The sequence below is a fragment of the Curvibacter sp. EU05-FHT14A10 genome (assembly GCF_058791075.1).
In genome coordinates, this window is sequence record NZ_JBYTDE010000028.1 from 31,680 (window position 1) to 46,494 (window position 14,815).

The following is a 14,815-nucleotide window of genomic DNA, read 5'->3' on the forward strand; positions in this document are numbered from 1 at the left end:
ATGAAAATTCAAGCACTGACCTGTGCCATTGGTGCCGAGGTCCAAGGCGTGAGCCTGGCCGATGCCGCGCGTGACGAGGGCTTGTTCGCCGAGATCCGGGCTGCCTTGTTGCGCCATCGCGTGCTGTTCCTGCGCGACCAGGACATCACGCGGGCCGACCATGTGGCCTTTGCCCGTCGCTTTGGCGAACTGGAGGACCACCCCGTGGCCGGCAGCGACCCTGACCACCCCGGCCTGGTGCGCATCTACAAATCACCCGAGCAAGCCAACGATCGCTACGAAAACGCCTGGCACACCGACGCCACCTGGCGCGAGGCCCCGCCCATGGGTTGCGTGCTGCGTTGTGTCGAGTGCCCGCCGGTGGGGGGCGACACCCAGTGGGCCAACATGGTGCTGGCCTACGAGCGCCTGCCCGACAGCGTGAAGCAGCAGATCGAGGGCCTGCGCGCGCGGCACAGCATCGAGGCGACCTTCGGCGCGGCCATGCCGCTTGAAAAGCGCCTGGCCCTGAAGGCGCAGTTTCCTGACGCCGAACACCCCGTGGTGCGCATTCACCCCGAAACCGGCGAGAAGGTCTTGTTCGTCAATGCCTTCACGACGCACTTCACCAACTTCCACACGCCCGAACGGGTGCGCTATGGCCAGGACTACACCCAGGGCAGTGCCGCACTGCTCCAGTACCTGATCAACCAGGCCATGGTCCCTGAGTACCAGGTGCGCTGGCGCTGGCAACCCAACAGCGTGGCCATCTGGGACAACCGCAGCACCCAGCACTACGCGGTGATGGACTACCCGCCCTGCCACCGCAAGATGGAGCGCGCCGGAATCATCGGCGACAAGCCGTACTGACGCGCTGCAGGCCCTGTTTCAAGACCCCCCATTTGCCATTCCATCCGGAGACACACCATGAACTTCCTTGACGGCTCGAACTTTCCTGAAAACCAGCAAAAACTGGTCATCACCGCGGCCCCCTACGGCCCTGAGTGGATGCCCGAAGACTTCCCTGAAGACATCCCCGTGACCATGGAACAGCACATCCAGAAGGCGGTCGACTGCTACAACGCGGGCGCCACCGTGCTGCACCTGCACGTGCGCGAACTCGACGGCAAGGGCTCCAAGCGCCTGTCCAAATTCAATGAGTTGCTGGCCGGCATCCGGGCCCGCGTGCCCGACATGATCCTGCAGGTTGGGGGCTCGATCTCGTTCGCCCCCGAGGGCGACGGCGACGTGGCCAAATGGCTGTCCGACGACACCCGCCACATGCTGGCGGAGCTCAGCCCCACCCCCGACCAGGTGACCATCGCGATCAACACCAACCAGATGAACGTGGTCGAGCAGATGTGCGAGGCCGACATCCGTGGCACCACGCTGGCGCAACCTGCGATGTACCACGCCTACCGGGAGATGACGATTCCAGCCGGCCCGGACTGGGTGGAGGAACACATCCGCCGCCTTTCTGCCAAGGGCATCCAGACCCACTTCCAACTGGCCAACATCACCCAGCTGGAGACGGTCGAGCGCATGATGCGCCGGGGCGTCTGCAACGTGCCGCTGATCCTGACCTGGGTGGCCATTGGCGGGGGGTTTGACCAGCCCAACCTGTACAACCTGGCCAATTTTGTGCGTGGCTGCCCGGACGGCTCGGTGCTGACCCTGGAGTCGTCCATGCTCAACGTGCTGCCCCTGAACATGATGGCCATTGCCATGGGCCTGCACGTGCGTTGTGGCATTGAAGACAACCTCTGGACCCAGCGGCGCGACCGCAAGATGGGCACGGTCGAGCAGATCGAACAACTGGTGCGCCTGGCGAAAGAATTTGGCCGCGATGTGGCCAATGCCCAAGAGGCCCGAGAGATTTACCGCATCGGTACCTTCTACGACAACGCCGACCAGACCCTGGCGGCCAACGGCTTTGCCCCCAACCGTCGACCTGCTCAGCGCGGCCTGGCCCAGCCAGTCTGACGCGATGACACGGTGACACGGCTCCGCCCCTGCGCCGACCGGGCGCCGGCGGGTGTGTGCAGGGCGCGTGCGCAGGCAGCGCCCTTTTTTCATGTCTTCTTACAGCCCGGAGATGCGCCATGCTTCCCACTGTTCTGATCGTTCCTGGCCTGCGCGATGCGGTGCCAGGCCACTGGCAAACCCTGCTGGCCGAGCGCCTGCCCGACGCGCGCAGCGTGCCCGCCATGGGCCGCCAGGATCTGGATTGCCAGACCCGTGTCCGCGCCATCGAACAAGCCGTCAGTGCCATTGAAGGGCCGGTGCAACTGGTGGCCCACAGCGGGGGTTGCATCATGCTGGCGCATTGGGCCCAGGCCTCAGGCCAGTGCCACCGTGTGCACAGCGCCTTGCTGGCCACCCCACCTGATTTTGAAACCGCCATGCCCCCGGGCTACCCGAGCCTGGACGAACTGGCCCAGGCCGGCTGGTTGCCGGTGCCCAGGCAGCGGCTGCCGTTTCGCAGCCTGGCGGCGCTCAGCCGCAACGACCCCCTGGGCGACAGGGCGCGCATCTTGGATCTGGTGGCTCAGTGGGGCAGTGAATGCCTGGATCTGGGGGCCGTGGGCCATTTGAATCCGGCCTCTGGTTACGGTGATTGGCCCCTGGCGTTGACGCTGTTGGAACAGCTGCGCGTTTGATGGACCGGGCCGCGCTGCGGGCCGTTCAGGCGCGGGTTGGCGTGGTCAGGCTCGGCGGGCTTGAACGGTGATTCAACCCTTCCCAGCCTGCCTGGCGACGTACTCGCGCGCAGCCCTTGGGCTGCACGTCACCCGGCAGGACTGAGCCGTCAGCTTCAGAAGGAGTGACGGATCCCCACCATGTAGGCCGTGGTCGACTGGCCGGCGGCCACGGGCACGCCATACACCATGGCCTGGTTCATGGTGCCCTTGTTGTTCACCTGGCCCGCCTGCACATAGGCGGTGGTGCGCGGGCTCAGGCGGTAGTCCAGCCCAAGCGCCCAAAGTTGTGAACTGTTGGTCGAATCGGCCTTGTCGTTGATGCGGTAGAGCCCCGCGGTCAGCCGCACCAGGGGCGCAGCCTGGTAGCTGCCGCCCAGACTGAAGACATCGTAGTGGGCCCGGCCACTGGCACTGCCGTAGGCCGGCCGGGCAGCGCTCAGAATGCCCTGGCCACTGGCCACGCCCGAGGGGTTCTTGGCCCCCATGTAGCCCGCACTCACGCTGAAGTCGCCCAACGCATACGAGGCGCCCAGATGCACCAGGCGGTTGTTGCTGGCGCCCGTGGCGGCCGCAGGCAGGGTGTAGGCATCGCGGGCGTTGTAGTAGGCAGCCGAGGCCTTCAGGCCGCCGGCCTTGTACAGCAGTGTGAGGGCATCGCGCGACCCGGCACTGGCGTTACCCGCCACGTTGCCAAAGGTGTGCTGGTAATGGGCCGTGACCCCACGGAAGGTGGGCGAGGTGTAGACCACCGAGTTGTCATCGTAGATGGCGCCCAGAGGGGCATTGGTGGTGGTTCCAGCCCAGCCCGCCGAGCTGTTGATCCCCACCAGGGCGCCCAGGATGCTGCCGAAATACCGGCCTTCACGCGGGTCGGTGTAGGCCAGTGCGTAGTAAAGCGGGCTGATCTGGCGCCCGACCTTGATGTCGCCGAAATCACCGCCCAGACCCACCGTGGCAATCTGATTGAAGACCGCGGTGCTGGGCGTCAGGCTACCGCTGATCGGGTTGCCTGCGCCCGTGGCCAGGCTGATGTTGCCCTGCATCTGAAAGTGGGCTTTCAGGCCCCCACCCAGGTCCTCTGTCCCCTTGAAGCCGAAGAAGCTCGCGCCGATGCCACCGTCCTGGAACTTGGTGAGGCGACCCGTGTTGCTGGCCATGCCGGGAAAGCTGGTCGAGTAGCCGGCCGCCGAGCTGGTCTGGTGAACGATCCCGGCATCCAGGGTGCCGTAAAGCGTCACGCTGGATTGGGCTTGTGCCGCCCCGGCGAGCAGGCAGAGCGCGCTGGTGGTGAGTGTGCGGGTTTTCATGAGGTCTCCGATGTGGTTCAAAAGCTGGATTTCAGGAGGTCTCCTGGTGCAGGAGTCCTGGGGTGGGAATCTAGTTTTGGCGGTTGCCGGGCACCTCGCAAAAGGCGACACGCTCTTGCCATTTCATGCCAGCTAGGGGTCTGTACCGATCCCTGGGATCCGGGTTGGCGTGGGGCCCGATTCTTGAATCTGAGTTAACTGTGGATTCACTTCCGGGGTGATTCACAACTTGCATGAACTCCTAAAGTCGGTCTTCAAACAAGGGCCAGCCCCCATTCAGGAGACCGACATGAACTTTCACCCAACTGGGGCATCCAGGCCTCGACGGCGTTTGCTGCTGCAGGCCGCGGTCGGGGCGCTGGTCTGCCTTGCCGGTGCCGCCCAGGCCCAGGCCTGGCCCGCCAAGCCCGTCACCCTGGTGGTGCCGTTTCCGCCCGGAGGCACCACGGACGTGCTGGCGCGGGCCCTGGGCACGGCCCTGGCCAAGAGCCTGGGCCAGCCCGTGATCGTCGACAACCGCCCAGGGGCGGGTGCCACCATCGGAGCCGACTATGTGGCCAAGTCCAAGGCCGATGGCTACACCTTGCTGATGGGTGCGGTGCACCACACCATTGCCACCAGCGTCTACAAGAAGCTGCCCTACGACTTTCAGAAAGACTTCTCCCCCATCACCATGGTGGCGGTGGTGCCCAATGTGCTGGTGGTCAACAGCGCCACACCGGTGCGCAGCGTGGCCGAACTGGTGGCCCTGCTCAAGGCCCAGCCCGACAAGGCCACTTATGGCTCCAACGGCAATGGCACGGCCCAGCACCTGATCGGCACCCAGTTCCAGAACAACACGGGCGTGGCGCTCACCCACATCCCCTACAAAGGCAGCGGCCCCTTGGCCACCGACCTGCTGGGCGGTCAGATCACGATGTCCTTTGACACCATCACCCCGGTGCTGCCGCACATCCGCAGCAACAAGCTGCGTGCCCTGGCGGTCACCACCGCCAGCCGCTCGCCTGCCTTGCCCGAGGTGCCCACGCTGGACGAGGCCGGCCTCAAGGGCTTCAACATCGGCACCTGGTTCGGCGTGCTGGCGCCGGCGCTCACGCCGCGCGACATCGTGGCCCGCCTCAACACCGAGATGGTCAAGGTGATTCAGTCATCCGACTTCATCCGGCGCATGGACGAGATCGGCGCCCAGCCCGTGGGCGACCGGCCCGAGGACATGGCGCGCACCCTCAAGACCGAGACCGAGCGCTTTGCCGAACTGGTCAAGGCGGGCAAGGTGGTTTTGGACTGAGGGCTGCCGCAGGCCGGTGCCAGGCCCCGCACGGCGTCATCCCAGCGTCATCCCTGCGCCATCTCGGCGTTATTCCGAGCGCCGCACAGGTGATCTGCGCGGCTTCTATAGTGCGGTCATGACGCACCCCAAGCACCCCATGCTGCTCACCACTTCTTCACTCCCCAACCCTGCGGCCAACGCCCGGCCCCCCTCCACGCGCCGCCTGTGGCTGCTGGGCCTGCCCGCGCTGGCGCTGGGCGCCTGGGCCGCGGCCCCCCGCCTGGCCCGGGCCCAGGCAAGCTCAGGCTTGCTCGACGAATCCGACCCCGGCGCAGTGGGCTTGGCCTACCGCGCCGATGCGACCCGGGTCGACCCGGGCAAGAACCCCAGTTACAAACCTGGCCAGACTTGCGCCAACTGCGCCTTGTATGCCGGCGATGCAGCTCAGCCCCAGGGGGGCTGCGGTCTGTTCTATGGCAAAGAGGTGGCGGCCGCAGGCTGGTGCAATGCCTGGGAGCGCAAGCCCGGCTGATCCTTCACGGGCGTCGGCGCATCGGCCTCAGCGTTCGTTGCGCACCAACCGCACCGGCAGTTCCGATTTCTTCGCCACCTCGCCGTTCATTTCACCCGTGCCCAGGTCCACCGACCAGCCCTGCAGAAAGCTGAGCCGGTTCACCGACTCGCCCGACACGCCGCGGGTGATGTTGTCGTAGCGGTAGGCGTTCACGGCCTGGCCATTGGCGCGCGTCGTGGACGACCAGTGCCAGCCCAGGGGCGCATCCGGAAACAGTTTGGGGTCCAGGCCCTCGTCCTGGCGGTTGAGCTTGACCAGGCGCTGCAACTCCTTGGCAGTGGGCAGGCGCCAGGCCAGCCCGCTGTCGCGCTGGCGCTCGGCGGCACGCTTCATGGCCTCGGCCCGGGTCAGCAGCATGGGGCGGCCCTGGCAGTGGCTGCCGCTCCAGCGCATGCCTTCGGCACAACGGGCCCACACCAGCCCAGAGGCCGTCTCTCGAACCTCGTCGCTGTGCGGATCGCCAGCCAGCAACGCTGCAGGCTCGGGTGCTGCGGCCTGCACGCCAAGGGCTGCACCAAGCAGCAGAAAAACAGCCAACGAGCGGGGCAGGGCAATGATCATGTTCCGGATTGTGCCCAGGCTCTTTGTGCACCGGCTTGCGTTTCTTCAAATTGCTTGCACATTGGCTCGCCAAAATGAGGCGGCTGGGGCCCCGCACAAGGGCTGCAGCGTGTGTGACATTTCAAGGATTCGTTTCATGATCAAGGTTTCTCGTGAGTGGGCCACGCCGCTCACCATCGGTGTATTTGTATTGATGGGGGCCACCGGCCTGCTGATGTTCTTCCACTGGGACAACAGCCTTCAGAAGACCCTGCACGAATGGGTGGGTTGGCTGATGGTGGCCGCGGTGGTGGTGCACGCGCTGGCCAACTGGTTCGGCTTCAAGCGTTATTTCAAGCCTGGGCCGGCCCTGTGGCTCATGCTGCTGTTGGCCCTGGTGCTGGCCGGCTCTTTCGTGCCTTGGTCGGGCGGCGCCCCCAAAGGCCCATCCACCCCAGGCTTGGCCCTCCAGGCCGTGTCGGGCGCGCCCATCCGCCTGCTGGCCCCCCTGTATGGCAAGACACCTGAGCAGGCCCGCCAGGCCCTGGCCGAAGCGGGCATCCCACTGGCCGACGATGAGGCCACGCTGGCTGCGGCCGTGGGCAAGGACCGCGAGCGCCTGGGCCTCGCCCTCAAGACCCTGGCGCAAGGGCGGGCTGGCGCAGCACGCTGAAAAGCAGGCCGATGGCCCCTGAAATCGGGCGATCTGCGGGGGCGTGAAGTGGTAGTGTTGGCGCTGCCATGAACATCAACACCGCCTACCTCAACACGCTGCTGAGCGCTTCGGCCTCCAACGGGTCGGGCTCTCAGGCCACCCAAGCGACGGGTGCCTTGGCGGCGGCGTCGGCGGCCCTGACCAAGACGGCCACCCGCATCCAGGCCGACGCGAGCGCCACCACCGCCCAGTTGTCATCGTTTGGCCAGCTCAAGTCGGCGTTGGCGACCGGTCAGACGGCTGCGCAGGCCTTGACCCAGCTGTCATCGGTCTCGTCAGCGTCGGAGGTGACCCAAGCCACCGGGGATTTCTTCAATGCCTTCAATGCGGCGGTGAAGGCGGCCAAGACCACAGCAGCCGTGTCGGGCTCAAGCCAGGCGGCCCAAGCGGCGGGGCGTGTCGGTCGCGATCTGGATGGCGCTTTGACCGGTGGCGTGGCCAATCAGAGCGCCATGAGCAAGCTGGGGCTGTCGGTGCAGGCCGATGGCTCCCTGAAGCAAGATGCCAGCAAGTTTGCCGCCGCCCTGGCCAAAGACCCGGCCGGCGTGAGGGCGGCCCTGGCCCAGTTGGGCCAGCAAGTGCAGGCCGCAGCCAACAAGGAACTGGCCGGCGACGGCAACGTGGGCGCCAGTGTGGCCAAACTCAATCTGCACAGCAGCGCCCTGGCGCAGCAGCAAAAGGCCATGCTCAGCCTGCAGCAGAGCACGGGCTTGTCGGTGTATCAGCAGGCCTCGGGTTCATAGCGATGCCAGCACCAGGCCGTGCCTGGCGCGCGGTGTGAAGCCCTTGCAGGCCAAAGGCCGCGTGGCCCGCGTCACCGCCCACAGAGCCTGCTACGATCAGCGCGCCTCAACCGGTGAGGGCCTGTTCCTCATCACCCCAAGCTGCCCCCTTCCTCCTTTGCACGCATCGCTGATGCGAGCCGCCCCACTCTCATCCACCATGGACAAGTCAATGCTCCAGCAGCAGGTGTTGGACCGCCTGGCCCAAGACCTGCTGCAGGTCGAACAGGCTTTGCGCGAGGCCCATGAAGCGGCCACCCACGAAGAAAACATCGCCGAGAACAAATACGACACCCTGGGCCTCGAAGCCGCCTACCTGGCCACCGGCCAGGCGCGCCGCGCCGAGGCCATCCGCCAGGCCCTGGCCCATTGGCGCCAGTTTCGTCCACGCCCCTACGATGCCGGCCTGGGCATCCAGTTGGGCGCACGGGTCTGCCTGGCCGATCCCAACGGCCAGCAGCAGCACCTTTTCTTGGGCCCTGCCGGCGGCAGCATGAAGCTGCACAGCGGCACCCAGATCATTCAGGTCATCAGCAGCGATGCGCCGCTGGGCCGCGCTTTGCTGGGCAAAGGGGAGGGGGATGAGGTGGTGATTGGCACCGGGCCTGCCCACCAGCGGTTTGAGGTGTTGCAGGTGGCATGATTGAGAGCAGCCCACTGGCAAGCACGCCCTCTTGCGCCAAACACGTCGAATGGAGCGATGATGGAGGCCATGACGCTCTGGGAAAAGTTGACCTATGACCCGGATGGGGGGCCGCGTATACGGTCGCCATTGCCAGCGGGCATCGCGGGGGGCGTGCTCGTTTTCGTCACGCTGAGGTCCATCGTGGAAGACAGATGGCAGATAGGCAAAGGCCCTCACCCGAGGGTCATCCACTTCGAGGATCACCCCAAGACCTTCGTGCTGGCATGCGTGGCGTATCTCTTGTTGGGACTCGGTGCGCTTTGGTATTCTCGTCGCCAGTTTTCACGACACCGCGACGGTTGAGGTATGCCACAGGCTGGCGCTCGGAACCGCGCGCTCCGTCGCCTTGCCGGCATCCAACGCAGGGATCAGCCGCGAGCCACTGGCCGGGGTGCCCCATGCGTGTGGCCTGACCAGGCGGCTCAAGAGTTCAAACAGACGACGACTCGTCACGACCACGGACGGACTTTGTTGTCGATTAAAACAGCAGCTTCTGCGCGCTGGTCAAGGCCAGAAAGCTGTCGCCCAAGGGCTGGAGAATCGCATCGGCGATGGGCTGGAGTTGCTTGGTGAGGTAGTGTTCATAGTCAATGCGGGCGTGTCGCGCTTCCAGGGGCTCGGGGCCGCTCTGTGTCATCACGTACTGGATCCAGCCCCCGCGCTGGTATTGCTGGGGGCGGTTCAGCCGGGCGTTGTGGGCGTCGGCCAGGCGCGCTGCGCGCACCTGGGGTGGGGTGTTGACCTGGTAGGCATCCAGCGCATGACGCAGCCGTTTTCGGTAGACGAGCAGCGCATCCATCTGGCCTTCCAGCATCGAGCGCGCGTAGTCGGCCACATAGGCCCGGTAGGGTTCGCCATGGAAGATGCGCGACAGCAGGCCCTCCTGAAACTGACGGGCCAGTGGGGTCCAGTCGCTGCGCGCCATCTCCAGCCCGCGGTAGACCATCTCCTCACGCCCCGCTTCATCGACGCTCAGGCCGGCGTAGCGCTTTTTACTGCCGACCTCCGAGCCTCGGATGGTGGGCATGAAGAACTTGACATAGTGGGTGTCGAACTCGATTTCGAGAAAGTTCTCCAGTTGCTGCTCCTCACGCAGCTTGCGGGTCCACCACGCGTTGATCTGCTGCACCAGGGTGGCCGCAATGGCGTGGGCCTCGGCGTTGGGGTGTTGGCGTTTGAGCCAGATGAAGATGGAGTCGGTGTCGCCGTAGATGACCTGGTAGCCGCGCTGCTCCACCCACATGCGTGTGAGCTTCATCACCTCGTGGCCGCGCAGGGTCACGGCGGACACCAGCTTCGGGTTGAAGAATCGGCACTCCGAGGCCCCCAACACGCCGGCAAAGGAGTTCATGAGCAGCTTCAGGGCCTGCGACAGCGGCTGGTTGCGCGAGCGCTTGGCCTCGTCCCGGGCCGTCGACAAGGTGGTCACGATGTCGGGCAGGCAGTGCTTGTCGCGCGAGAACAGCGTGCCTTGCGGCCCGTGCACCAGACCGCTTTCGGCATCCGCGTGCGATCCCTCGGCCAGGCCCACGGGGTCGACCAGAAAGGTCCGGATGATGGAGGGGTACAGGCTCTTGTAGTCCAGCACCACCACCGAGTCGTAGAAGCCCGGGTTGGAGTCCATCACATAGCCGCCCGGGAAGGCCTTGGCCGCGATGTCCCCCACGTTCGGGGCCACGTAGCCCAGGCGGTGCATGCGTGGCAGGTAGTGGTGGCTGAACGCGGCGATGGAGCCGCCAAAATGATCCACTTGCAAACCCGTCGTCTGGGCTCGTTCGAGCATGAAGGGCAGCAGCTCCAACTGGTCGAAGATGCGCAACACGAGCGCGCAGTCCTGGATGTTGTAGCTGGCCAGCGCGGGCTTGTCTGTTTGGAAACGTCGCTCGATCTCGGCCATCTTGTCATAGGCATCGCCGATCTCCTTGCCCTCGCCCAGCAGGGCTTGTGAGACCGATTCGAGGCTGAACGACGGAAAGCTCCACATGCCCGCCCTCAGGGCTTCGATGCCATCGATCACCACGCGGCCCGGCATGGGGGCGAACAGGTAGCCCTGGCGGCCCGGGTGGGGGCGCCACGCGATGGGGCGATGCTCGCGCCCCAGCAGCAGTGGCACGGCGCATGCGTCGGCCGCCTTCTGCAGCACCCGCAGATCGAACTGGATCACGTTCCAGCCGATGATGACGTCGGGGTCATGGGCCGCAAACCAGGCATTGAGCTGCTCGATCATCTGCTGGCGAGTGGGGCAGTACACCAGCCTGAAGTCCCTCGTTGGCTCGGCCGGCGCTGGCGCCGGCGACAGCATGAACACCACCCGGTCGCCCGCACCGTCCAAGGCGATTGAGTACAGCGCCTCGGTCGCGCTCGTTTCGATGTCCAGCGACACCACCTTCAAGGTCGGGCGCCAAGCCGGCAAGGGCTTCAAGCGGCCGTTGACCAGGGTAGAACCTTCGCGCAGCCCGCCCTCGACCAGCACACCGGCGGTGATGAACCGCTCCATCAGGTATCGGTCGTGCGGGCGCACATCGGCCTCATAGAGTGGGATCTGCAGAGGCTGAAGGGCTTGCGCCAGCTTGCTGAGGTCGCGGAATCTGCGGGCATAGACGCCGAGCACGGGCGCCTGGTCGAAGGTTTTCAAACCGAGCTCTTTGAGCTCCAGGCCTGGCAGCTTGGCCAGTTGGGCCTCGACCACCGCCCGATGGTGGGCCGACACAAAGGCGACCGAGGTCTGCTGGGTCAACAGCACCTTCATCGGCCCCTCGTCGGTGGCCAGCCAGTATTCGATCTCGGTCCCCTCAGCGAGATCGCGCCAGTGGCGGGTGAGCAGGAAGCCCGAAAGCTCGGTGGGTGCGGGCACGGAGGACATCAGATCAAGGATGCTGGCGCGGGCCCATGCGTGACCCCATGGGCGAACAGGTTGATGGGTGGGGGTGCTTGCTCATGATACTGATATTTTGTACAGTATCGACCATACTCGCACCGAGAAGCCCATGTACAAAGCACCCCGTTACGTGTTCCGGCCCGCCCGCCCCTCCCGACCGGCACCCGCATTGCTGCGCCGCATCTGGGCCTGGTTCTGAGGCGGCACGGCAATGTCATGGGGCCAAGACCTTGTGCGACGATGACTCACGCGCATTCTCCTGCACCACCATGCAGGTGCTTCCAGCGCGGTATCGCGAAAGGCGGCCCGTTGATGGTGGGCTGACCGTCAATCCAAGATACGAGCAGGGTTCAGGATGCCCTGGGGGTCGAGTAGTGCCTTCAGACTGTGCATGAGTTGTATTTCCACAGGCGAGCGGCTGTGCGCGAGAAACTCCTTTTTCACCACGCCGATGCCATGTTCGGCCGAGATGGAGCCGCCCACGCGGCCCGTGGCGGCATAGACGACCTCTTCCACTTGGTGCAAGCTTTCTGGCGACCCGTGCGGGCCGGAGAGCACATGCAGGTTTCCATCGCCGATGTGGCCGAAGAACAGGTGCCGCTGCGCCGGAAAGCGGCGCTCCAGTTCAGCTCCCACCGATTCCACGAAGGCGTCCATGGCTGCCATGGGGATGCCCACGTCGAAGGCGGCAAATGGCTTCAGTTGGCCCAGCAATTCACCGATTGACTCGCGATAGGCCCAGAGCTTTTTGCCGTCGTCCACCGACTGGGCTACCACCACGTCTGTGATCAGGCCCTGCTCCAGGGCGGCGCCCAGCTCACGTTCCAATGCCTCGCGGTCACGCTCGTCATGGGCACCCAGGGTTTCGACCAATGCGTAGACCGGGTGGGCTGCATCGAAGGGCCGGCGCAACCGCGTCACCTCCATGGCTGCTTCCAGGTAGTCGGACCACATCACTTCGAAGGCCGACAAGGCGGGAAGCGCACGTCGCAGATCGCGCACCAGGCGTGTGGCGGCGTCGAACGAGGGCAGGGCGCACAGTGCCGTGTTGGCCGCAGTGGCCCGGGGCGATAGCTTGAGCACCAGGCGCGTGATCACGCCCAGCGTGCCCTCCGCACCGATGAACAGGTGCTTGAGGTCTACGCCTGTCGTGTTCTTGGTCACTCGGTTGAGCATGGTCATCAGTCGCCCGTCGGGCAATGCCACCTCCAGCCCCAACACCAGGTCGCGCATGGTGCCGAAGCGGATCACCCGGTTGCCGCCCGCATTGGTGGCCGCGTTGCCGCCGACCTGACAGGAACCGCGCGCGCCCAGGTCAAGCGGAAATGACCAGCCCAGTTCCTCCACGCGTTGCTGCAATTCCTCCAATACCACGCCGGCTTGCACCATGGCCGTGCCGCCCACGGTGTCGATGTCCTCGATCGTGTTGAGCTTGGCCAGGGACAGCGCCACCTCCGCCCCTGTGGGTGTGGCGCCGCCCGCAAGCCCCGTCAGCCCGCCCTGGATGACCACAGGCTGGCCCAGGCCGCTGCATACCGCGAGCACACCGGCCACCTCTTGAGGTGTGCGGGGGAACACGACCATGGCGGGCGCGTGGCGCGGTGCCTCGCTCCAGTCGCCCGCATGGCCGGCAGTCACGCCAGGGTCTTGCACGATCTGGCCCGCCGGCAGGATGCGGGACAGGGCTTCCACCAGGTTTTGCTTCGGCACATCCCGCCGCGATATCGTCTGCATGGCCATCGTCTCCGTGTTGATGGCATCGAACTCTACGGAAAGATCAACGCGCGGAGAAATACGCCTTGCACCCACGCGCCATCAGATAAAACTCATGGCAACGCTCGCCCCATCAGTTGCCCGTCGGCCAGCAACTGGGCGATGAGTTCCAGCAGCAGGTCGCGCACCAAGTGGCCAGCCGGCGTCAGCGGCTGCTCCACGGACCAGACCACCGACTGGGTGCGGCTGAGCACAGGTTCCACGATGCGCCGGGCCACAATGCCACGCGCCTCGAATGCCGGAAATGAATTGCGCGGCATGACCGCGAAGGCCAGCCCACCGCAGACCATGCTGCGCAGCAGGTCGGAGCTGTTGACCTCGTAGCGCACGTTGAGCGGGCAGTCCAGCGCGACGGCCGCGCGCTCGATCAACTTGCGCAGGTCGTGATCACGATCGGGTTCTACCAGAGGGCGGTCGCCGATCTCGCGAAACAGGATGTCGCCCGTGGCATTGCCCATCTGCTCCCGGGTGCCGAACAGGCAGAAGTCCTCTTCGTAGGCGGGCCGGAATTCGAGCTTGGACATCTCGGATGCGGTGGGCAGCAGGGCCAGGTCGACGCGCCGCGCCTCGACCAGGGTCTGGGCTTCGCGCGACATGGCCGTGGTCAGGTGCAGTTGCACTTCGGGTGCCCGCTCCTGGATCAGGCGGTACAGGGGGACCACCAGCACGGGCGCAATCGAGCCCACGATGCAGGCCCGCACCACGCCCCGGAACTGCGAGGCGGCGTCGCGCACATCCTCGCGCAGGCGCTCCATCTGCCGCAGGATGGAAGCTGCCCGGTCGAACAGGCGCTGGCCTTCGATGGTGAGGCGCACGCCCCGGGCGTGGCGCTGCAGCAGCACGACGCCCAGCTCTTCTTCCATCGCCGCGATATGGTGACTGAGTGCCGGTTGGGCGATGTGCAGGGTGGCAGCGGCCGTCGTGATGCTGCCGGAGCGAGCGATCTCCACGAAATACTTGAGCTGGCGGGGCGTCATGGCAGGTACTCTAATGCAGTGGGCGCCTGGCGGCACCCGCCGCTCACGTGACGCCTGCCAGCGCTGGTACGGCCATCACCGGCAGGGCTTTGCGTCTCCATGCCAGGCGGGTGCACTCGTTGGCCAGCGTGAAACGGTAGCGCGGCTCCTCGCCCTGGCACCGCCAGGCGAACGCTTTCATGGCGCGGCGGCTGCGGCCAGCGCCTCCTGCGGCACGGGTGTGGCCCCCCCGGCGCCCATGCGCGAGGCCACCTGCACACCGCCCAGGCGCTCGATCATGCGCAACTGGTCGGCCTTGGCAAGCGCATCCACCGCCTCGGGATCGCAGATGGCGCGCAGCTCGGCCTCCATCGCGTTCAGTACTTCGCCATAGGCGGGGTCGCTGGCCAGGTCGGCAAGTTCCTCGGGGTCGGCCACCAGGTCGAACAGCTCGGGCCGATGGCGCACGTAATAGTGGTACTTGAAGCGTCCCTTGCGCACCATGAAGCCGGCCGTGTTGCTGCCGGCCGCGTGGTACTCGCTGAAGACCACGCGCTCGGGTTCGGCGGGGCCTGCACCCAGTTCCAGCAGCGAGCGGCCGGGCCGGCCCTGCATCTCGGGCCTGGGGTCGATCCCCGCGCCCTGCAGGATGGT

General features: G+C 65.9%; 15 protein-coding genes. 8 read left to right on the plus strand and 7 right to left on the minus strand.

Going from position 1 to position 14,815, the window contains the following annotated elements; translation table 11 throughout:
* The 3 genes from AC3WUT_RS28650 (at nt 1) to AC3WUT_RS28660 (ending at nt 2,639) form a co-directional block, all read left to right on the plus strand.
* Nucleotides 1–849: a TauD/TfdA dioxygenase family protein gene (locus AC3WUT_RS28650; protein WP_492350469.1), complete on the plus strand. Its 849-nt coding sequence runs from the start codon at nt 1–3 to the stop codon at nt 847–849.
* 57 nt (nt 850–906) lie between these two features.
* Nucleotides 907–1,962, plus strand: a complete 1,056-nt coding sequence (locus tag AC3WUT_RS28655; protein ID WP_492350470.1) for a beta-keto acid cleavage family enzyme — start codon at nt 907–909, stop codon at nt 1,960–1,962.
* A gap of 119 nt (nt 1,963–2,081) precedes the next feature.
* Entirely contained in the window at nt 2,082–2,639 is a 558-nt protein-coding gene (locus AC3WUT_RS28660; protein ID WP_492350471.1) for an RBBP9/YdeN family alpha/beta hydrolase, read from the plus strand.
* A 155-nt stretch (nt 2,640–2,794) separates the two neighbouring features.
* Here the strand turns inward: AC3WUT_RS28660 and AC3WUT_RS28665 are convergent, their stop codons facing one another.
* Nucleotides 2,795–3,988, minus strand: a complete 1,194-nt coding sequence (locus AC3WUT_RS28665) for a porin (RefSeq protein ID WP_492350472.1) — start codon at nt 3,986–3,988, stop codon at nt 2,795–2,797.
* A 289-nt stretch (nt 3,989–4,277) separates the two neighbouring features.
* Between AC3WUT_RS28665 and AC3WUT_RS28670 the strand changes: the two genes are divergently transcribed.
* Together AC3WUT_RS28670 and AC3WUT_RS28675 are read left to right on the plus strand one after the other, a co-directional pair.
* Nucleotides 4,278–5,276 carry a Bug family tripartite tricarboxylate transporter substrate binding protein gene (locus AC3WUT_RS28670; RefSeq protein ID WP_492350473.1) on the plus strand — a complete coding sequence of 333 codons (999 nt, stop codon included), beginning with the start codon at nt 4,278–4,280 and terminating at the stop codon, nt 5,274–5,276.
* Nucleotides 5,277–5,394: 118 nt separating this feature from the next.
* On the plus strand, nt 5,395–5,790 hold the full coding sequence (locus AC3WUT_RS28675; RefSeq protein WP_492350474.1) for a high-potential iron-sulfur protein: 396 nt from the start codon (nt 5,395–5,397) through the stop codon (nt 5,788–5,790).
* 27 nt (nt 5,791–5,817) lie between these two features.
* Here the strand turns inward: AC3WUT_RS28675 and AC3WUT_RS28680 are convergent, their stop codons facing one another.
* Nucleotides 5,818–6,393, minus strand: a complete 576-nt coding sequence (locus tag AC3WUT_RS28680) for an Lcl C-terminal domain-containing protein (protein ID WP_492350475.1) — start codon at nt 6,391–6,393, stop codon at nt 5,818–5,820.
* A gap of 136 nt (nt 6,394–6,529) precedes the next feature.
* Here AC3WUT_RS28680 and AC3WUT_RS28685 point away from each other — a divergent pair, with 136 nt between their 5' ends.
* From AC3WUT_RS28685 to AC3WUT_RS28695, 3 genes are all read left to right on the plus strand, one after another.
* On the plus strand, nt 6,530–7,045 hold the full coding sequence (locus tag AC3WUT_RS28685; RefSeq protein WP_492350476.1) for a DUF4405 domain-containing protein: 516 nt from the start codon (nt 6,530–6,532) through the stop codon (nt 7,043–7,045).
* 68 nt (nt 7,046–7,113) lie between these two features.
* On the plus strand, nt 7,114–7,830 hold the full coding sequence (gene fliD, locus AC3WUT_RS28690) for a flagellar filament capping protein FliD (protein ID WP_492350477.1): 717 nt from the start codon (nt 7,114–7,116) through the stop codon (nt 7,828–7,830).
* Between the two features lie 199 nt (nt 7,831–8,029).
* Entirely contained in the window at nt 8,030–8,512 is a 483-nt protein-coding gene (locus AC3WUT_RS28695; protein WP_492350478.1) for a GreA/GreB family elongation factor, read from the plus strand.
* 520 nt (nt 8,513–9,032) lie between these two features.
* Here AC3WUT_RS28695 and AC3WUT_RS28700 read toward each other — a convergent pair.
* From AC3WUT_RS28700 to AC3WUT_RS28720, 5 genes are all read right to left on the minus strand, one after another.
* Nucleotides 9,033–11,417 (minus strand): DNA polymerase II, encoded by a 2,385-nt coding sequence (locus AC3WUT_RS28700; protein WP_492350479.1) that lies wholly within the window; start codon nt 11,415–11,417, stop codon nt 9,033–9,035.
* 342 nt (nt 11,418–11,759) lie between these two features.
* On the minus strand, nt 11,760–13,166 hold the full coding sequence (locus AC3WUT_RS28705; RefSeq protein ID WP_492350480.1) for an FAD-binding oxidoreductase: 1,407 nt from the start codon (nt 13,164–13,166) through the stop codon (nt 11,760–11,762).
* A 92-nt stretch (nt 13,167–13,258) separates the two neighbouring features.
* Nucleotides 13,259–14,182, minus strand: coding sequence for a LysR family transcriptional regulator (locus tag AC3WUT_RS28710; RefSeq protein ID WP_492350481.1), 924 nt, complete (start codon nt 14,180–14,182; stop codon nt 13,259–13,261).
* Nucleotides 14,183–14,225: 43 nt separating this feature from the next.
* Entirely contained in the window at nt 14,226–14,363 is a 138-nt protein-coding gene (locus AC3WUT_RS28715; RefSeq protein WP_492350482.1) for a hypothetical protein, read from the minus strand.
* Nucleotides 14,360–14,815 (minus strand): sulfatase/phosphatase domain-containing protein (locus AC3WUT_RS28720; protein WP_492350483.1); only part of this gene is annotated, 456 nt, incomplete at its 5' end. The genes AC3WUT_RS28720 and AC3WUT_RS28715, both read right to left, overlap by 4 nt.